The 16,517-nt window shown below is 72.5% G+C and carries 30 protein-coding genes; 2 read left to right on the top strand and 28 right to left on the bottom strand.

The features are described from left to right. Positions 1 to 78: 78 nt before the first annotated feature. The 3 genes from ACFWTC_RS03170 to ACFWTC_RS03160 are packed head-to-tail and all read right to left on the bottom strand — an operon-like array spanning position 79 to position 837. The gene (locus tag ACFWTC_RS03170; protein ID WP_384025567.1) at positions 79 to 345 is read right to left on the bottom strand and encodes a hypothetical protein; all 267 of its coding nucleotides are present in this window, start codon (positions 343 to 345) and stop codon (positions 79 to 81) included. A 13-nt stretch (positions 346 to 358) separates the two neighbouring features. After that, positions 359 to 490, bottom strand: coding sequence for a hypothetical protein (locus ACFWTC_RS03165; RefSeq protein ID WP_384074016.1), 132 nt, complete (start codon positions 488 to 490; stop codon positions 359 to 361). 8 nt (positions 491 to 498) lie between these two features. Then, positions 499 to 837 (bottom strand): DUF6011 domain-containing protein, encoded by a 339-nt coding sequence (locus ACFWTC_RS03160; protein ID WP_384074013.1) that lies wholly within the window; start codon positions 835 to 837, stop codon positions 499 to 501. Between the two features lie 102 nt (positions 838 to 939). Here ACFWTC_RS03160 and ACFWTC_RS03155 point away from each other — a divergent pair, with 102 nt between their 5' ends. Further along, positions 940 to 1,131: a hypothetical protein gene (locus ACFWTC_RS03155; RefSeq protein WP_384074011.1), complete on the top strand. Its 192-nt coding sequence runs from the start codon at positions 940 to 942 to the stop codon at positions 1,129 to 1,131. A 178-nt stretch (positions 1,132 to 1,309) separates the two neighbouring features. Here ACFWTC_RS03155 and ACFWTC_RS03150 read toward each other — a convergent pair whose 3' ends face one another. The 6 genes from ACFWTC_RS03150 to ACFWTC_RS03125 all read right to left on the bottom strand — a co-directional run bounded on the left by ACFWTC_RS03150 (position 1,310) and on the right by ACFWTC_RS03125 (position 5,169). Further along, the gene (locus ACFWTC_RS03150; protein WP_384074008.1) at positions 1,310 to 1,690 is read right to left on the bottom strand and encodes a DUF6221 family protein; all 381 of its coding nucleotides are present in this window, start codon (positions 1,688 to 1,690) and stop codon (positions 1,310 to 1,312) included. Positions 1,691 to 1,888: 198 nt separating this feature from the next. Then, the gene (locus tag ACFWTC_RS03145) at positions 1,889 to 2,659 is read right to left on the bottom strand and encodes a hypothetical protein (protein ID WP_384025541.1); all 771 of its coding nucleotides are present in this window, start codon (positions 2,657 to 2,659) and stop codon (positions 1,889 to 1,891) included. Continuing rightward, positions 2,656 to 3,195 carry a hypothetical protein gene (locus ACFWTC_RS03140; protein ID WP_384025538.1) on the bottom strand — a complete coding sequence of 180 codons (540 nt, stop codon included), beginning with the start codon at positions 3,193 to 3,195 and terminating at the stop codon, positions 2,656 to 2,658. The genes ACFWTC_RS03145 and ACFWTC_RS03140 overlap by 4 nt, the downstream gene beginning before the upstream one ends. Beyond that, a complete protein-coding gene (locus ACFWTC_RS03135) occupies positions 3,192 to 3,749 on the bottom strand; it encodes a hypothetical protein (RefSeq protein WP_384074005.1) in 558 nt (185 codons plus the stop codon). The genes ACFWTC_RS03140 and ACFWTC_RS03135 overlap by 4 nt, the downstream gene beginning before the upstream one ends. Then, on the bottom strand, positions 3,749 to 4,672 hold the full coding sequence (locus ACFWTC_RS03130) for a hypothetical protein (RefSeq protein ID WP_384025533.1): 924 nt from the start codon (positions 4,670 to 4,672) through the stop codon (positions 3,749 to 3,751). The genes ACFWTC_RS03135 and ACFWTC_RS03130 overlap by 1 nt, the downstream gene beginning before the upstream one ends. Positions 4,673 to 4,836: 164 nt before the next feature. Further along, positions 4,837 to 5,169, bottom strand: a complete 333-nt coding sequence (locus ACFWTC_RS03125; protein ID WP_384074002.1) for a hypothetical protein — start codon at positions 5,167 to 5,169, stop codon at positions 4,837 to 4,839. 146 nt (positions 5,170 to 5,315) lie between these two features. Here ACFWTC_RS03125 and ACFWTC_RS03120 point away from each other — a divergent pair, with 146 nt between their 5' ends. Then, the gene (locus tag ACFWTC_RS03120; RefSeq protein ID WP_384073998.1) at positions 5,316 to 5,576 is read left to right on the top strand and encodes a hypothetical protein; all 261 of its coding nucleotides are present in this window, start codon (positions 5,316 to 5,318) and stop codon (positions 5,574 to 5,576) included. A gap of 208 nt (positions 5,577 to 5,784) precedes the next feature. On the opposite strand, the gene ACFWTC_RS03115 is transcribed toward ACFWTC_RS03120, so the two are convergent. From ACFWTC_RS03115 to ACFWTC_RS03025, 19 genes are all read right to left on the bottom strand, one after another. Next, complete coding sequence (locus ACFWTC_RS03115; protein ID WP_384025524.1) at positions 5,785 to 6,072, bottom strand: hypothetical protein; 288 nt, start codon at positions 6,070 to 6,072, stop codon at positions 5,785 to 5,787. Between the two features lie 514 nt (positions 6,073 to 6,586). Further along, positions 6,587 to 6,835: a hypothetical protein gene (locus tag ACFWTC_RS03110; protein ID WP_384025521.1), complete on the bottom strand. Its 249-nt coding sequence runs from the start codon at positions 6,833 to 6,835 to the stop codon at positions 6,587 to 6,589. 2 nt (positions 6,836 to 6,837) lie between these two features. Then, on the bottom strand, positions 6,838 to 7,509 hold the full coding sequence (locus ACFWTC_RS03105) for a hypothetical protein (RefSeq protein WP_384025519.1): 672 nt from the start codon (positions 7,507 to 7,509) through the stop codon (positions 6,838 to 6,840). Next, a complete protein-coding gene (locus ACFWTC_RS03100) occupies positions 7,506 to 7,757 on the bottom strand; it encodes a hypothetical protein (protein WP_384025516.1) in 252 nt (83 codons plus the stop codon). The genes ACFWTC_RS03105 and ACFWTC_RS03100 overlap by 4 nt, the downstream gene beginning before the upstream one ends. Then, positions 7,754 to 7,963 (bottom strand): hypothetical protein, encoded by a 210-nt coding sequence (locus tag ACFWTC_RS03095; protein WP_384025513.1) that lies wholly within the window; start codon positions 7,961 to 7,963, stop codon positions 7,754 to 7,756. Before ACFWTC_RS03095 ends, ACFWTC_RS03100 begins: the two co-directional genes overlap by 4 nt. Beyond that, entirely contained in the window at positions 7,960 to 8,247 is a 288-nt protein-coding gene (locus ACFWTC_RS03090; protein WP_384025510.1) for a hypothetical protein, read from the bottom strand. The genes ACFWTC_RS03095 and ACFWTC_RS03090 overlap by 4 nt, the downstream gene beginning before the upstream one ends. Further along, positions 8,244 to 8,489: a hypothetical protein gene (locus ACFWTC_RS03085; RefSeq protein WP_384025507.1), complete on the bottom strand. Its 246-nt coding sequence runs from the start codon at positions 8,487 to 8,489 to the stop codon at positions 8,244 to 8,246. Before ACFWTC_RS03085 ends, ACFWTC_RS03090 begins: the two co-directional genes overlap by 4 nt. After that, on the bottom strand, positions 8,486 to 8,761 hold the full coding sequence (locus tag ACFWTC_RS03080) for a hypothetical protein (protein WP_384073995.1): 276 nt from the start codon (positions 8,759 to 8,761) through the stop codon (positions 8,486 to 8,488). Before ACFWTC_RS03080 ends, ACFWTC_RS03085 begins: the two co-directional genes overlap by 4 nt. Next, positions 8,755 to 8,961, bottom strand: coding sequence for a hypothetical protein (locus ACFWTC_RS03075; protein ID WP_384025502.1), 207 nt, complete (start codon positions 8,959 to 8,961; stop codon positions 8,755 to 8,757). Before ACFWTC_RS03075 ends, ACFWTC_RS03080 begins: the two co-directional genes overlap by 7 nt. Continuing rightward, positions 8,958 to 9,476 (bottom strand): hypothetical protein, encoded by a 519-nt coding sequence (locus ACFWTC_RS03070; protein ID WP_384073992.1) that lies wholly within the window; start codon positions 9,474 to 9,476, stop codon positions 8,958 to 8,960. Before ACFWTC_RS03070 ends, ACFWTC_RS03075 begins: the two co-directional genes overlap by 4 nt. Beyond that, a complete protein-coding gene (locus ACFWTC_RS03065) occupies positions 9,473 to 9,829 on the bottom strand; it encodes a hypothetical protein (RefSeq protein ID WP_384073989.1) in 357 nt (118 codons plus the stop codon). The genes ACFWTC_RS03070 and ACFWTC_RS03065 overlap by 4 nt, the downstream gene beginning before the upstream one ends. A 70-nt stretch (positions 9,830 to 9,899) precedes the next feature. After that, entirely contained in the window at positions 9,900 to 10,256 is a 357-nt protein-coding gene (locus ACFWTC_RS03060) for a hypothetical protein (protein WP_384025493.1), read from the bottom strand. 85 nt (positions 10,257 to 10,341) lie between these two features. After that, entirely contained in the window at positions 10,342 to 10,932 is a 591-nt protein-coding gene (locus ACFWTC_RS03055; protein ID WP_384025490.1) for a hypothetical protein, read from the bottom strand. Positions 10,933 to 10,986: 54 nt separating this feature from the next. Beyond that, positions 10,987 to 11,946, bottom strand: coding sequence for a DNA cytosine methyltransferase (locus ACFWTC_RS03050; RefSeq protein ID WP_384025487.1), 960 nt, complete (start codon positions 11,944 to 11,946; stop codon positions 10,987 to 10,989). Between the two features lie 528 nt (positions 11,947 to 12,474). After that, complete coding sequence (locus ACFWTC_RS03045) at positions 12,475 to 15,099, bottom strand: hypothetical protein (protein ID WP_384025484.1); 2,625 nt, start codon at positions 15,097 to 15,099, stop codon at positions 12,475 to 12,477. After that, positions 15,096 to 15,431 (bottom strand): hypothetical protein, encoded by a 336-nt coding sequence (locus tag ACFWTC_RS03040; protein WP_384025481.1) that lies wholly within the window; start codon positions 15,429 to 15,431, stop codon positions 15,096 to 15,098. Before ACFWTC_RS03040 ends, ACFWTC_RS03045 begins: the two co-directional genes overlap by 4 nt. An 8-nt stretch (positions 15,432 to 15,439) precedes the next feature. Further along, a complete protein-coding gene (locus ACFWTC_RS03035; RefSeq protein ID WP_384025478.1) occupies positions 15,440 to 15,739 on the bottom strand; it encodes a hypothetical protein in 300 nt (99 codons plus the stop codon). Next, positions 15,739 to 16,056, bottom strand: coding sequence for a hypothetical protein (locus ACFWTC_RS03030; RefSeq protein WP_384025475.1), 318 nt, complete (start codon positions 16,054 to 16,056; stop codon positions 15,739 to 15,741). Before ACFWTC_RS03030 ends, ACFWTC_RS03035 begins: the two co-directional genes overlap by 1 nt. Continuing rightward, on the bottom strand, positions 16,053 to 16,439 hold the full coding sequence (locus ACFWTC_RS03025) for a hypothetical protein (RefSeq protein WP_384025472.1): 387 nt from the start codon (positions 16,437 to 16,439) through the stop codon (positions 16,053 to 16,055). Before ACFWTC_RS03025 ends, ACFWTC_RS03030 begins: the two co-directional genes overlap by 4 nt. Between the last annotated feature and the right edge of the window lie 78 nt (positions 16,440 to 16,517).

Below are 16,517 nucleotides of genomic sequence, written 5' to 3'. Positions count from 1 at the left end.
CTCCTGGCCCCAGGATCGCATGCCACACAGCAGATTGGCCCGCCTCCCAGGTTAGGGAGACGGGCCGTGAGGGGCCACTTAGCGCGGGTTGGCCCCCGTGTCGGGAAGGATACGGCCGGCGGTGTCGATGAGGCACAGGCCGTGGAAGCCGACGCGGCCGAGGAGGTACGCGCCGTCGGGGCGGCCGTCGGCGAGGGCGGCCATGTCCCAGTCGGGCAGGCGGGCGGCGCGCCGGGCGATGTCGCAGTGGTCGCCGTCGGGGCAGTCGGTGGGGTGGGTCCAGTCGTAGTCGCGGCCGCCGTCATCGAGGATGGTGACGGTGAAGGGGTGCGGGGTGGTGTTCATGGTGGTGCTCCTGTCAGTCGTTGTCGGTGTCGTGGTGGTCCTGCTCCCACAGGTCCCAGGCGCGGTCTTCCTGGGCGAGGTGCTGGCCGGTGGTTTCCCAGGCGGGGATCGGGTCGGGGGTGGCGCCGGGGGCGAGGTTGTTCACGGCGCCTCCTAGGCGGCGAGGCTGAGGATGTGGGCGGCGATGCGGTGCTTGCAGACGTGGTGGCCCTTGAGGCCGGCCTTGCAGTTGCAGGCGGCGCGGTGGGTGCGGTAGGTCTCGGTGCCGTCGCTGCTGACGGCGAGGTAGATGTGGCCGCGGAGGGGGATGAGGGCGCCCTGCTCGATGAGTTCGTGGGCCTTCTCGATCTGGTGGGGCTTGTAGGTGGCGATGATCTCGGCCTTGGCGGCGGCGCGGACCTTGGCCTTGCAGGTGGGGCCGTAGCCGGCGGCGATGGACTTGGTGTTGCGGAGGACCCGGCCGCAGCGGAGGCAGTTGGTGTGCTCGGTCATGGGGTCCCCCTTGTTGGCGCGTTCACCCTGTTCATGGGTGGCTTGCCACCTCAGAATGGCACACCTTTTGACGGGTGGCAAGCCACCTGAGAGAATGGGTCCATGGCCAACGCCCACAAGCACAAGCAGCGCGTCATCCGCGGCGCAGACGACCAGCTCTGGGAAGACCTCGACGCCGCCACGAACAGGGCCGGCATCGACCGGTCCGCCGTCACCCGCCAGTTCTGGGAGTGGTACGTCAAGCGCCCCGACGCCAAGCTTCCGGAGCGCCCCGGCGGAGAGGTGGCCCCGTGAGCGGATAGCGCACCCGGACGCAGGAGAGCCCCGCCGTGTCGGAGCACGGTGGGGCTCTCTGCTGGGCGCGCTGCGGGGGGAGGATCCAGCACGCCTCTTCGGGGGGTGGCCCCACCGCCAGCAGGGCTCACGCTACGCCCTGGGTGGCTGGTACGGCACCCCTTCTGCGTGGCTGAATTCAGCCGCCTGCTGGGCGCCAGTCCTCGCGGTAGTCCGGGTGGTTGGCGTACGGCAGGGCGAGCAGGCGGAGCGTGCGGCACGGATGGGGCTGTGGGGTGCTGCTTCCAAGGACGGGGTAGCCCCATTGGCCGTCCACGCAGGTGCCGCAGCTTCCGTCGTTGGTGTCCCCGTGCTCGTCGAGGAGCTGCCGCTTGGCGACGACCTCGGCGAGGACGCGCGCCTTGGCGATCCGGAGGTAGGCGTAGCTGTCGTAGGTGCCGGTCTCATCCCGGCGCACCTGCCACGGCTCCATCTCCCAGTCGTCGCCGTCAGCCAGCTTGCCCGCCTCCACAACGTCCTCGTCGTAGCGGTCGCGGAGGAACTGCACGAGGTCGTCCATGCCGTCCATCATCGGCCCTTCGGGCGGAGGTGGGGCGGGATCGGTGGAGGCGGGGGTGCGGAATCCTTGGACTGCGCGTTGGCCTTGCGAAGGTCATTGAGGCTGATCGTTTGGCGGTCCATGATGGCGGTCCTGTCTCTCGTGAGGTGACGGGGACCCGGGGCGGCCGGTTGCTGCCAGGCGGCGGCCGCCCCGGGGTCAGACGGTGTACGCGCGCTGCTCGGCGAGGTCGGTGACGGTGACCTGGGCTCCCCCTGCCGAGCGGGTGACCCGGATGTTGTTGCTGTTGTTGTTGGCGTCCTGACCTGCACCAACAACGCCGCCAACCCCTTCCGGAGAGGGGGAGGAGAGGGGCGGGATGTCGGAGTCCTGGATGCCGGTGCTGGTGCCGGCCCCCTTCATCCGCACGTCGGAGATGGGGATCCCGGCCTCGACGAGGACCGGTCGGACGGTGCCGCGCGGGGCCTTGATGTGCCGCTCGATCGCGGCCAGATGGACGTGCGGCGTGCCGAGCTTCCGGGCGGCGGCGAGGACGTCATCGAGGGTCGGCCCGACGGGGTGGTCCTTGGCCAGGGAGACGGTCTCCGGTTCGGCCTCGGGCTCCGGCTCCTCCGCGGCAGCCGGGGCGGGGCGGGGCTTCCAGTCGGGGTGTCCGGCCCGCCACGCGGCGATGATCCACAGGGCGAGTGCGGGCCACAGCAGCCACGCCGAGGCCTCGATCCGGCGGGCGGCCGCCGCCGCGATCGAGACGCCGACCTTGCGGAGAATCCAGGCCGCGGCAAGGAGCACGCACAGCCGTACCGCCCAGGCGAGGCCGGTGGCGTCGGACAGCCACGCCATGGTCCGCTGCCAGGTGTTGCGGATCCAGGCGGCGATCCGGCGGGTGAGGTGGCTGGTGAGGCGCTTGGAGCCGAGGGTGAGGCGGGCGGCGGCGGCCTGGGCCCAGGCGCGGGAGGTCGGGGCGGTCACAGGAACGTCCCGTGGACGGCACTGCCGATGAGCTGCGCGCCGACCGAGTTGACCGCGGGGATGACGGCGTTGCCGATGACGGCGAACACGCCGGTGCCGATCGCGAGGAGCGTCCCGGACCAGACGCCGGTCTTGAAGCCGGACTTGGCGACCTTCGCGAACGCCTTGCGGAGGAGGAACAGGCTGATCACGAGGACGGTGACGATCAGGGCGCCGTTGCCGTCGAGGCGTGGCGCGGCGGCCGCGGCGACGACGGCGGACCGCTGGCCGGTCATGGTCGACATGACGAAGTCGCCGAGGGAGTTGCCGCCCCAGCGGAGGGCGCCGGCGGCGACGCCGAGGAGGCCGGCGGGGCAGGCGACCATCAGCGTGCCGAACCCGATGCCGGACCAGAACGGGATGAGCTCCTTGGGGTCGCGGCCCCCTCCCCCTGCGACTCCGGTCTTCCACCAGCGGGCGTGCTGGACGACGAGGAGGGCGACGCCGACGACCAGGCCAGCACCGGTGAGGGCGTAGCTGGTGAACTGCGTGTTCATGTGCGGACTCCGGTGAGGACGTAGACGAGGGTGGTGGCGGGGAGGGTGGTGGCGGTGGCGGTGAGGGCGGCGTAGAGGAGGATCCGGGCGCGGATGGCGCGGAGCTTCGGGGCCCACAGTTCGGGGATGGCGTGTTCGGCTTCGACGCGGCGGCCGTTGTCGAGGAGGGTGAGGACGGCGATCGGGATTGCGGCGAGGGTCCAGGCCCCGGCGAGGCCCTGGCTGTCGCGGACTCCGGCGAGGGCCCAGGCGAGCGGGGCGGAGACGGGGCCGGCGCAGAGGAGGCAGCCCGCGTTGTAGCCCCAGCGGATCCGCCGCCACCACGCGGGCCGTTCGGGTTCGGGGGCGGCCCAGCTGAGGGTGACGTGGATGTCGACCTGGCCGGGCGGTGGCGGGGGCGGTGTGTACGGCGGGGGTGTCGGTGGCCGGGGCGGGGGCGGCTGGCGCCACCAGTCGTCGGGGAGCGTCAGCCGCGGCGGGCCCGGGGGGTCGGGCGGCCGTGGGGGGAGCGGGGCGCCGGGCGGGATGATCCGGGTGATCGAGGCGTCGGCCATCAGTTGTAGCCCCCGCTCATGATTCGGCGAGCCCTGCGTACCGCGGCGGCGACGGACGGCTCGTGCGCGTCGGGCCGGGCCGCGAGCACCGCTCGGACGGCGGTCGGGTTGTCGGGGGTGATCGCGACTTGATCGCGAGCGAGATCGGCGATGCTCGGCTGCTCGCGATCCCGGATCGTGCTGGTCAGGACGGGTGCTCGCTGGGGGGCGGGCTGGTCGCTGGCGAGCGGGATCGGGGTGATCGCGATCGGCTCGGCTGGATGCTCGCCGCTGCTCGCCGTGATCGCGAGCGGGGTGCGGCGGTCGATCGCGCGGCGCTGCTCGATCCGTTCCAGCACGATCTCCGCGTCGGTCTCGTCGCGGGCCCGGGTGATGCGGGCCTCGGCGCGGATCCGGGCGATCTCCGCGTCGGCGGCCCGGTCGAGCTGGTCGAGCTGCGCGGCGTGGAGCCGGGCCTCGAACTCGGCGTCGCGCATGACGGAGGCGATCTCGGCTTCCTGGTCGGCGGTGAGGGCAGCCGGGTCGCGAAGCGCGGCGAGCGCATACATCCACACGACCTTGCCGACGAGGACAACGAACGGTCCGGCGACGGCCTGCGCGGTGTTGCGCTCGTCGACGCCGTGGAAGACGAGGAGGGCGGCGACGCCGAGGGCGATGGTCCAGCCGGCGGGCGTGGCGCTGATCACCCTGTCGCGGATGGTGATGGTGATGCGGCGGTACTCGACCCACAGGACGGTGATCCAGCCGATGTCTCCGGCGAGGGCGACGGAGAGGCCGAGGCGGCCGGAGTGCATGAGGTCGGTGATGGCGTAGCCGGACCAGATGAGGGAGAGCAGGGCGAGGACGACCGCGCCGTAGAGGATCGCGGGCGGCCGGGGGCCGCGGCGACGGGGTGGGGCGCTGGTCTTGGCGCGGAAGCGCACGGGTGCTCCAGGGCGTGCGGGGGCCGGGCTCGCGGGTGCGGCCCGGCCGGGCGGGGTGGGTCAGGCGCGGCGGTCGGCGACGGCGGCGCGGGCGGCCTGCTCGCGCCGGTAGTCCTCGGCGGCGCGCGCAAGGAGCTCGGCGGCGGTGGCGTTCGCGTCCTCGATCACGACGGCCTCCCGGAGGCGGCAATCAGCCGGAGCGCGTACTCCCCACGGGTCTCCCCGTCGCGCGGGGTCGGCATCGCGGCGACGAGCACAGCGTGGAGGGCGCTGTGCCGGGGGCGGTCGACGCGTCCGGTGTTGCTCGCGTGCTTGAGGTGTGTCCAGGTGGTGGAGCTGGTGATCTCGTCGAGGTCGTCCAGGGTGAACCCGGCGTGGGGGGCGGTGGTTCGGATCCACTGGGCGACGCGGCGCATGAGGATGTGAAGGGTGGCCGGGTGGGCGTCGGCCCGGCGGAGGGCTTCATCCGGCTGAGGGAGATCGGTACGGTGTGCCATAGCTGTTCCTCCTGGTTGTGCAGGTGGGATGGCTGGCCCCGGCCATGTGGCGTTGCGAGCGCCGGCCGGGGCCGTTCTGTTGGTGCTGGATCAAACGTAGCGACCTCCTAGCCATATGGCTAGTAGGTCAGAGAGAATGGTGCCCTGTGGTCGACGAGCAGGGAGGACCGGAGATGGTCTCGTTCCGTGAACTGGCGCGCCGGCTGGTGGCCGAGCAGGTGGTGAAGAACATCAGCCATCAGCGGGTGTCGCAGCTGTCGCGCGAGGACCCCGCCTTCCCGCCGGTCGTCGAGGTGGGGCGATCCAAGGCGGTGGACTGGCGGCTGGCGCTGCCCTACTTCCGGGCTCGCACTCCGCGCCCGGGCTGGCGTACGGACCTAAAGGGTGCGCCCCCCGCCGCTGAGTAGCCGTGACACGACGAAGCCCGCCCCCGACGTACGCGGGGACGGGCTTCGTGCGGTCGTCGCGATCGACCCTGCGGACCGGACTCGAACCGGCGCCTACGCCCGAGGGGGTGCCGCTTGCCTTTCGGCGGGCCTCGATCCCTGCTCCCTGGACAGCTCTGGCCGCTGAGCTACCGCACCGCCAGTCTGGCACGGGGGAAGAAGACCGGCGCTACCTCAACCACCGCTCGTCTGCGACGGGTTCCACGATGAAGCGATGCCCGCACGGATCAACATCCACGAGCAGTTCGATCTCGTAGAGGCTCCAGGAAACAGACTCCCCCGGGGCCCCGCAGCCAGGGCAGCCGGGAAGCGGCACGCATTCCTCGCCGCCGTCGACCAGCCAGTGGAATCCTTCGGCCCGCATGTAGTCCCTGCGCTTGTCGAAGGCGTCGTAGAAGGCTCGGGCTTCCGCCTCACTCAGGTGGGCCCGATCGGCTTCCGGCTGGGGGTGGTGCATGGCGCCTCCTCGGGGTGGGGCTCCAGTGTGGCAGGGGCGGCGGGCCACCCGTCGTCTCCCGCCCGCGGGCCCCGGCCGATATCCTGATCACATGCTCCCCACCCCTACCGGCCCTGCCGCGCTGCGCCCTGCCCACGTCGTCAACGACGAGATCAGGCAGCTTGTAACCGCGGGCGGTGCGGGGACAGTCCGGTATCGGGAGTTGCTGGAGGAGTGGGCGGCCGCGGTCCGGGCTGAGGTGGAGCCGGCGGCCTGATCGGATACTGAGCGTTACGGTCCGGCCGGGGTGTGCAGCGTTTGTTACATCCTGGGCGTAACGAACGCTGCGTCCTTCACGCGCCGCCCGTAACGCGCTGTGACAGCAGTCCGCCCCACCGGGCGCTGTCCCCTCGTCGGGGTCCGGTGGGGCGGTGTCGTGCAGCTGCAGCCCGCAGCATCCCCGCGTGCTCAGGTACTGCTCGCGGATGATGCGTCCAGTGTCGGTCACCGCACTGACAGCGGGCCGGGCGCAGGCTCAGGCGGGCTGCCAGGTGACGGCGCCCTCTTCGACGTACCCGCGGGCGCGGCTCGTGCCGGTGCGCTCACAGGTCTCGTGGTCGCGGTCGGCGAGGTAGTTCGTCCAAAAGGAGACGCGGGCGCGGGCGGCACCGATGGATCCGTACGGGCCTTCGTGCTTGGTGTCCTCGGTGCCGTCGCGGTTGGTGATCGTGATGACGGCGCGGAAGACGGTGGCGTTGGCGGCCATGCCGATCGAGCGGGCCATGGTCAGGACTCCTTCGGCGGGTCGAGGGCGGCGCGGATGTCGCGGGCGTAGACCTGGGCGTGCGGCCAGTCGGCGGACGCGATGGCGGCGCGGACCCGTTCGACGGTGGCCTCGGCCTGCTGCCGGGCCTGGTGCGGGGTGAGCTTGCCAACGCGCTGCAGGGTGAACGCGAACCGCTCCGGGTCCTCGGCGACCTTGACCTCCATCGCGATGGGGGTCTCGCTGTAGTTCTCCGCGTCGCCGAGCATGGCGCGGGCGGCGCCGACCCAGTGGGCGACGAGCTCGCGGGCGGGCTCGATGTCCATCGTCATGCCGTTGCGGAAGTCCATGGCCTTGAGCCCGGTCTCGTCGAGCTGCCGCTTGATCCAGCGCTCGCGTGCCTCCTCGTCGCGGCCGTTGAGCTCGGCGAGCAGCTGCTCCCGCTCGTCGTACAGCTGGTCGAGGGCGGCGTCAGTGACGCTGTCCGCAGTGTGCCGGCCCGGCTGCTCGGGCCGGGCGCAGGGGTGGGCGCCGCAGGAGCAGTCAGCGCAGTGCGCGCAGAACGGCAGCTCGCGGTGGTTGTGGTAGACGACGGGGCCGTGCGCTCCGCGGCAGCCGCAGCAGACGCCTTGTCCCTGCTCTCGTTCGGCTTGCTGTTGGAGGGCGGCTCCGATCGGGCCGGGGGGCTGGGTCATCGGGGTGTTCCGTTCTGCTGGGTGGCGAGGAGCGCGCGGGCCACGGTGAGGGCGGGTCCGGCGATGCCCTCCTGCCAGCTGGGGTGGGTGGTGGCGTCGAGGCGGGCGGCGTGGTCGTCCAGGAGCTCGGCGAGCGGGCCCCGGGCGCGGACCAGCGCGGCGACGGCCGGGGTGGCGGTTATCGCGCCGCGGATCGTGGCGGCCCTCAGGGTCTCGGCCGCGGCGCGCAGCTCTTCGGAGGGCGTCATCGGCCGCTCCCGTCCGGGACGAGCCGGAGGGTCGCGGGCTCGGGGTCGTGCTGTTCCCAGCCGCCGAGTTCGAGGACGTCGGCGAAGATCTCGGCGGCGTCGGCCCGGGTGGTGGGGGTGGTGTCGCCGGTCCACAGGTCGGTGAGGGCGTAGGCGCGTTCGAGGGCGCGGGCTCGGAGGGCGGTGAGCTCTTCCCGGGTGGTCACTGGCGGTCTCCCTCGGTGTCGGCGAAGAGGTGGTCGACGAGGCGCTGCGCCCGCTCCTCGATGGAGTCGTACGGTCCGACGGCCGGGGTGAGCTGGGCGCGGATGCGGGCGAGGACGGCACGGACCTGGTCGGCACCCGGGTCTTGACGGCGGCGCCATTCGGTTTCGAGGTCGGCGCACTCGCGGTGGACATTGCGGAGGGTGTCCATGGCGAGGAGGGCGGCGCCCCTGTTCGCTGCGGCTGCTGCTTGTTGGAGCCGTTCGTAGGCGCTGGGCTGGCTCATCGTCGGTGCCTTCCGTTGTGGTGGTCGGTGCGGGCCCAGGCGGGCGTCTGCCGGGCTGTGCGGGGGCGGTTGGGGTTCTGGTGCTGCTTGCCCCAGGACGCGGCTTGACGGCGGGCCTGGAGGGCTGTGGCGCGGTGGGCGGCCTGGCGGTCGCGGCGGCGGCGTCCGACGGCGAGGAAGGCGCACACGGCCACGGCGCCTACGGCCCACCCGGCGGCGAGTCCGAACACCCAGCCGTTCACCGTGGGCCCTCGGGCGGCCAGGGGTCGGCGCGGACGGGCACCGGCACCCGGGCGGGCGGGTCGTTGCGAGTCCGCCACGAGCGCCAGGCCTGCCGCGGGTGGGTGGCGATCCAGCTGAGATCCTCGGCGGTGCGGATCGTCCATACCGCGGCGAGCCGGAGGCCGGTCGGCCGGGTCTGCCAGTGCGCCCAGTCGGAGACGCGACGCGCGGGCCGGGTCCGGCCGGTGAGGTAGCCGACGGCGGCCGCGACGGCCAGGAGGAGGGTCAGCACGGCTGCTCCCCGGCGGCGGCCCGGTCGAGCCGGGACTGCATCGGGGTGATGGACCACGTGGTCAGCTCGTCCCCGTCGAACTGTCCGACGCGGGTGAGTTCGGCCCCGTGGTAGGCGGCGAGGAACAGTTCCAGGCCGGCCCAGAGGGTGGCGGGGACGAGGACTTGGCGGACCTCGCCGGGTGCGGGCTGCTCGCTCATGCTCGGGCCCGCCCTTCGGGGCCGCGGCGGACGATGATGATCGGCGGCTCGGCGGGCTTCTCGTGGATGACGACCGTCGGCCGGGCCGGGGCCTGCTGCCGGGCGATGTCGCGGAGTCCGGTGATGATCTCCTCCAGCCGGTCGAGGGGGATCGTCGCCTCGGCGTGGCCGACCTCCTCGCTGCCGGTGAGGATGCGGGCCGCGGGCCGGCCGTCGGGGGTTTCGCCGGGGACGGCGGCGAAGTCCTGGCCGGCGAAGTCGGTGTAGACGAACCCGCCCCTCGGGAAGCGGGGCAGCGGTGCGGGCCCGGTCATGTCCTGGTAGGTGGTGATCTCCACAACGATGCGGCGCCGCACGGGCGTCTCGTCAGCCCACTTCAAGTACCTCTCGTCGCGGTAGACCATCGCCTTGACGGCGGTCTGCCGGTCGGTGAAGGAGGTGCCGGACGACCACTCGGCGGCGACCGGGTCGTAGGTCTCGACGTGCCAGCGGATGCGGGGCGGGTGAGCGGTCACGGGCTCTCCAAGGTGAGCTGGCCGGCGGCGGTGATGGCGGCGCGGCGGGTGGCGGCGCGGGTCTGGGCGTGGTGCTCGCGGTCGTAGCGCAAGTGGCATACCTGGCAGGCGGCCATGAGGTTGGCGGGGTCGCAGTTCGCCGGGTTGTGGTCGAGGTGGGCGACGGTGAGGACGACGAGCGAGCCGGTCATGGGACTGGGGCGGCTGTTGCGGGCGGCGCAACGCCCGTCGTGGCTGGTTCCGCAGCGCCCGTCGCACTCGCAGCGGAGGCGGGCACGGTCGACGCGGATGCTGCGGCTGATGTCGGGCCAGTTGATCGGGTAGCGGTCGCGGTTCTCGGGGCGGATGGGCACGGCCTGCCTCCGGGTTGGTGTGCGGGTGGTGGCCGCCCCGCGGTGGTGCGGAGCGGCCAGGCGGCGGGGGTCAGGCCTGGGCTTTGCGGCGCTTGAGGTAGGCCTTGAACTCGTCGACGGCCTGCTGGTCGTCTGGGCTGAGGCGGATGTTCGGGTTGTTGCCGCAGCGCGGGCCGACCTCCGCGGCTTCGGCGCCGTCCCGGGTCTTGCAGCTGGCGCACAGGTCCGCAGCGGCGGTGCACGACCAGCCCTCGTTGTCCGTGAGGTGGGTACGGGCGACGTCGAGGCGTTGGGTCCGGGTCATGTCGGTGTGGACCACGTAGTCGTGGGTGACGGTGGTCCCGCAGCCGTCGCAGAACACGCCGATCTGGGACGGGTAGTAGCCGGTCGGATCGTCAAGGTCGGCAAGGCTGAACGGGAGGGTCATGGCGGTCTGCTCCTGGGTAGTGGAAGATCGGGCTGGTCCGGCCCCCTCGTCACGAGCGAGGGGGCCGGGCTGCTGCGTCACGGGGCTACAGGTCGGCCGGGCGCGGGGTGACCAGGTCCGAGCACACGCAGGTGCGGACGGTCCCGTTGCAGGCCTGGCAGTGGTCCCGGTCGTCGGGCAGGTCGGGCGCGTCCCATGGCTCGGCTTCGGCCTCCCGCTGGGCGGCGGCGGGCCGTTCGTCGGTGGGGCAGCCGCAGCCCCAGTTGTGGGACTCCGGGGTCGGGCAGTGGACGTCGTGGTCGATGCCGACCTCACAGGCCGGGCAGTCGGCGGGCCGCCGGTCGAGGTCGGACACCCAGGCCGCGCACACCGCGGCAATTTGGATCAGCTCGGCGCGCAGCTTCGTGGGGTCGGACTCGGCGAACGCCTCGGCTACCTCCTCGTTGAGGACGTGCAGCCAGGTCAGGTCACCGCGTTCGGCGGCGTGTTGGCACCGGGTGCGTGCTGCGGCGGCGAAGCGGTCGGCGGGGAGGAGAGGGGCCCAGACGGGGGTGTTCGGGCCAGTCCCGTCGGGGTGCCGCTGGTCGCCGAACTTTTGAAGCTGCCGGGCGCGTTCGGCGTCGAGCTCCTCGGCGAACCGGGCGACGCCGGGGGTGGTGAACAGGCTGGGGTACATGTCTGGTCCTTCGTGTTGTGTCGGGCGGTGGTCGCGGTGGTCAGGCGGGGCGGGCTACGCGGCGGCGGCGAGGGCGGCGGGCATCGGGATGCCGGCAGCGGCGGCCGCGATGTGCGCAGCCAGCAGCGGCGGGACGGCGTTGCCGACGATGAGGTGCTGCTCGCCCTTGCCGCCCTGCCAGGGCAGGCCGGGCCGGAAGCCCTGGAGGGTGGCGCATTCGGCGATGGTCGGGGTGAGGCTGCGGATACCGCGGTCGGCCCAGAGGCTGGTGCCGTGGGCGCGGCGCATGGCCTGCCGGGTGCCGTTGCCGAAGGGTTCGGCGCCGCCGGTTGCGGTGCCGCCGCCGGTGACGGTGGGTGCCGGCCGTTGGGTGTAGCCCCAGCCGATGGCGTCGGCCATGACCTGCTGTGCGGGCTGTCCGGGCCCGCCGTGCGTCGGGGCAGGGATCCGGGCGTCGGTGTTGCGGGAGGCGGTGAGGATGGCGCGGAGCCGGTTCTGCGGCAGCCCGTAGTGGGCGGCGTCGATGACGGCCGTGTCGGCGCTGTAGCCCCAGCTGCGGAGGATGGCGGCGTACTGCTCCCAGACGGGCAGGACGGACGGGACCTGTTCCATGCAGATCCAGGCGGGGCGCAGGGCGTGGAGCCAGCGCATGGGTTCGGCGGTGAGGATGCTGCGGGGGTCGCGGCAGGCGCCGTTGAGGGTGGTGCGGGTGTCGTGGCCGGCGGCGAGGTCGCTGACGGCCTGGTGGACGAGGGGCAGGTCGAGGAGGCCGAGGCCTTTGCCGGACTTGCCGAAGCCGGGGCAGGGCGGTGAGGCGATGATCCCGTTCGTCCGGCCGGTGAACGGCGCGGTGGGATAGGCGGCGACGTCGCACTGCACGGTCGGGTGCCCGGCCGCGGCCCTGGTGCGGCAGGCGGGGGTGGCGAGTTCGAGGCCGAGTTCGGTGAGGCCGAGGGTGTTGAGGCCTTCGGCCCAGCCGATGCCGGCAAAGAGGCCGAGGGTGTGGCTGGTCATGGTGGTCCTTCCTGGGCGCGGGGTTGGGCTGAACCGGAGGCCCGGTCAGGTGGTCGTCTGTCGGCAGTGGTTCCAGGCGATGCCGGTGCCGGTTTGGTCGGAGCAGGCGGGGCAGTAGTGGCCGGCGGTTACGTCGAGGCAGCGCCACAGTGCAAGTCCGTCGGGTTGGTGTTGGGGGTGGGGGCCGGGGCCGTGTGTGCAGCCGGGGGTGCCGGCGTCGGCGTGGAAGGGGGTGGGTTCGTGCGGTTGGGGCATGGGGTGGCCTTTCAGGCGGTGTCGGGGTGGCTGCCGGTGGTGGGGTCGGCGTTGGTAGTTGAATGCGGAACGAGGTGGACAGGTGGACAAGGTGGACGCGTGTCCACCACCCCCTGTCTCGCGTAACACGTGAAAGAGAAGATGTCCTTTTTCTTATAGTTAGTTCGCATATTTTTGAGGCTCGTTTTCCCGAGGCAGGGGGTGGTGGACAGATGTCCACCTGTCCACCTCGGGGGAAAAGGTGGACGTGGACACGAGCTTGTCCACCTTCGATTAGTCCGTTTTGATACAGATCCGGTCTCCCTCTTCGAAGACCCAGCCCCGAGCCACCGCAAGCGACACCGCCTTCTCGGCGACCGGCCGGTCGCGGGAGGCGAGCGCCTTCTTCAACCCGCCGTACGTGACGCCTCCGACCGTCGAGGCGTGGCGCCGGACGAGGTGGGCGACGCGTTCGAGGGTGAGGTCGGCGTCCTTCTTCGCCACGTGGGACCGCAGCTCCGCGTGGACCTTCGCGTCCTCGGTGCGCTGCCGTTCGGCTGCGGCCTCGCGCTGGGCCCGCAGGACGAGCGCGTCACGGACCTTGCAGGACGAGTCCCAGGCGATCTCGGCGAGCTCCCAGTCCTCTTCGGTGACCGCGTACCGGCCGCCGTCGAGGAGGGCGAACATCGCGGCGAGCTTGACCTTCATCAGGCCGGCGTGGCCGTCGAGTTCGGCGACTTCGATCTCTCCGCGGCCGCGGGCGACGCGGTCCTGCCACAGCATCTTGCGGATGCGGGTGGGGAAGGTGATGTCGATGGGCTGGTCGGGCCGGTGGCGGCCGGGGTGGGGTTCGATGGGGCCGGGCCACGGCGGGGGCTCGTCGGGGATGGTCGGGTCGTCGGCCCAACCCCAGTAGAAGCGCTGGGGGGTGCCGGTGTGGGCGTCGGCGAGGAGGACGGTGGCGATGGACGGCTGGAACCCGGCGAGGAGGCCGAGGCTGTACGAGCCGGGCGCAATGTAACGGGTCCGTTCCTCGGAGGCGTTGGTCTGGCCGAGGGCTTCGCCGATCGCGGCGCGGCGGAGGGTCTCGCCGAGGATGGACCCGGAGCGTTCGGCGAGCTTGGCGAGGGTCTGGCCTTCGTCGACGTAGAAGAACGCGTTGTGGCGGGTCTGCTTGCGGACTTTCGCCATGACGGGGTCGCCCTTGTAGGGGCCCTTCTGGTGGAGCTCGCCGGTCGCCTCGTCGACGGTGCCCATGAACGCTTCGGCGATGCCTTCGCCGGTGCCGATGGGGAGGCCGTCGCGGAAGTCGTCGTCGGGCGGGGCCATGAGGTCGCGGACGCAGCCGGCGGAGATGGACTTACCTGCGCCGGAGGTACCGACCATGGCGGCGAACACGTTGAGGCTGGCGCGGCCGCCGATGCCGGTGACGGCGCGAATGTTGTGGGACAGCATTCCGGAGAGCCGGGACAGGGTGCTGTAGAGGACGAGGTCGCCGGAGCAGCCTTGGGAGTGGGCGGCCTGCCGCATGTGCTGGAACACGGGGCGTGCGGCCCAGAACGATTCGGGCAGGAGCCCCGGCCGCCGGGTGGCGGGCTCCGCGGTGTCGGGCTCCGCGTCCGGGTCGGGGGCTTCCTCGGGGTCCGCGATGACCTGCCAGATATCTTCGGCCGGGGCCTTCTGGACGGGCGGATTGCAGCGGCGGCGGAGCTCCGCGAGGGCCGACGCGGGCAGGGCACGGGCGGCGGAACGGGCGTCCTGATCGAACGCGGCACGCAGCGCGTCGAGGGCGGCCTCACGTTCGTCGCCGTTGTAGTGGACGTGCGCCCAGAGGGTGGGCACGGTCAGCTTCCGGCCGGACGCCTGCTGTCCGACGGGGAGCCCGGAGCGCTCGGACCAGTTGACGGCGACGTGGTCATCGCAGACGAGGCTGTACTCGCTGTCCGCGGACCCTTCGGCGCCGGCGGGGCGCAGCCACTTCTGGCGGCCGTCGGGGGCGGTGCCGCGGTACGTCCAGCCCTGGGGTTCGAGGATGTCGCGGAAGGTGAGGGTGGCGGCGAGGATGTCGAAGATGCCGCTGCCCGCGGGGCGAAGGTGGGTGGGCCGCGCGGGTGCCGGTGCGGCGGGGGTGCGGCCGGTGCGGTCATCCTGCCGGGCGCGCTTCTCGGCGGCGGCCTTGTCCAGGGTGCGGCGTGCGTCCGGCTCCAGGCGGGTGATGGCCTCGCGCATGACGGCCAGGTCGATGGGCTGCCCGGTGCCCTGGTAGCTGGTGGAGGGGCGGGCGCCGCCGCCCTTGCGGTTGACGGTGCCCGGCACCCGCATGAGCCGGTCAAGGTTGCCAACCTGCGTGTCCCAGGTGCAGCCGTAGTTGTAGGCGGCGGCGCCGAGGACGGTCTGCAGAGCGGACGTCATCTGCTCGACGGGCGCGCGGTCTTCGTCGGTGATCACGTGGGGTTCGGCGAGGGTCCAGACGGGGTTGCAGCCGCCGCCGGTGTCGACCCAGCCGGACGGTTCGGGAAGGCCGCTGGAGGCGACGATCTCGCGGACGTGGTTGGCGTCGATCGGGTGCGGCATGTCGTCGGGGCCCGGCTTGTGGCCGACGTGTCCGTAGTCGCCGTCAGCCCACAGCCAGGTCATGGCGTGCGCCAGGTCCTTGCCGCCTCGCCCTTTGGTGGGGTGCTCGCGCAGGGTGGTGACCTGGGTGTAGATCCCCTTCGGGAGGCGGGCGTCGAGCTCGGTGACGTAGCGGACGGCTGCGGCGATGCCGACCTCGTCGGTGGTGAAGCGGCGGCCGGCGAATCCGTCGGCGTCGGAGCAGACGCTGAGGAGACCGGGGGCGCCTTGGTAGTGGTAGGTGAGGGAGGCGCGGACGAGGTCGATGTTCGCTGCCTCGTGCGGCGTCTGGGCTGCCGTGCTCACTTGCGCCCCTTGATGATGTCGTCGGCGATGTTGGTGATGGTGGTGACCCACTGGTGTGCGGCGGCGCGGATGGTCTGGGCGGAGGGCTGCTCGGCGAGGTGAGCGCGGATGGACTGCAGCTCCAGGTGGTCCTGTCCTGGGGCGGGGTGGCAGTGGGGGCATTCGAGGTGGCCGCGGATGCTGGCCTGCGTGATCTGCGTGCGGGCGGCCTCGGCGTTGGCGGCGGCCAGGAGGGGGCCGAGGGGGGTGCGGGGGGTGGGCCAGGCGCCGGGCTGGGCGTGGGCAGGGGCGTCCGCCGGGTGCGGGTCTTGGTGGCGGGTGACCTTGTCCACGGGGCTCCTCAGAACAGGGTGGTGGGCTCCGCCGGCGGGCAGCGGTGCTCTGTGACGTGGTCGAACGGGCACTGCTCTGGGTGGTCGCGGCCGGTCCAGGTGAGGCGGCGGGCGGTGTGCTCGCGGTCTCGGATGCACCAGATCAGCCGGTTGGGTTCGCGTACTGCGGCCTGCTCGGCTGGGGTGAGCGGTGTCAGGTCGGCGGTGACGGTGATCGCTGCGACCGTCCCGACGAGCTGGCGGAGGATGGGGGCCCGGCAGCGCGGGCACCGGGAGTCGGCGGGTCCCGCGCTGCCAGGCCGGCTCATCAGGCGACGTGCGCGTCGAGGGTCCCGTCGCTGGTGCGGCGGACGTACAGGTCGCGCTGCAGGTTCCGCAGCCGCTCGTCGGTGATGGCGTCCGCGGCCACCTCGATGGCCGTCACGCGGATCTTGACGGTCGGGTCCTTGTCCTCGTCGGGGCCCGGCTCGGTGCGCTCGACGTGGGCGAGCTCGACGATCGCCATCCACCGGCCGCGCCGCTGCTTGAACATCTCGGACGCGAACGGTTCGAGGGACTCGGCGGGGTCGGTGAGGACCTTGGTGTCGAACTTGATGGCGGCGTCGACGCGGATGGGGGTGCTCATGCGGCTGCTCCTTGGTTGCGTTGGTGCTTCTGGTGGTGGTGGGCTCGGGCGGTCGCGATGAACTCCAGGACCGTGTATTCGCCGACCGCGTCGGGCGACACGTACTGGCAGGGCCAGCACTCGTAGCGGGCGCGGGGCGCCTGGACCCAGGTTCCGGCGGTGGAGCCCGGGCGGCCGCAGTTGATGGACAGGAGGCCGGTGAGGATGGGCCCCACCGGGTCGATGGGGCGGGCCTTGGTCGCGGCCGCCCGAGCCGGGGCGGTGGTCCGCTCGACGCGGGGCCGAGGCTGCGGGGCATGGGCGGTGCAGAGCCGGCCGCCGGGGTACAGGCGGACGGGCCCGTCGTGGCCGCCGCTGGGGACGTCGCACGGGCGGCCGGTCACTGGGACACCTTCACCGCGCGGAGCTTCTGGTCAGCGAGGTGCGCGAAGGCCCGGCAGTCAGGCTGCCCGCAGGTCGCA

It is taken from the genome of Streptomyces sp. NPDC058619, from assembly GCF_042717785.1.
Lineage (GTDB): Bacteria > Actinomycetota > Actinomycetes > Streptomycetales > Streptomycetaceae > Streptomyces.
This window is presented reverse-complemented; position numbering and strand designations above follow the sequence as displayed.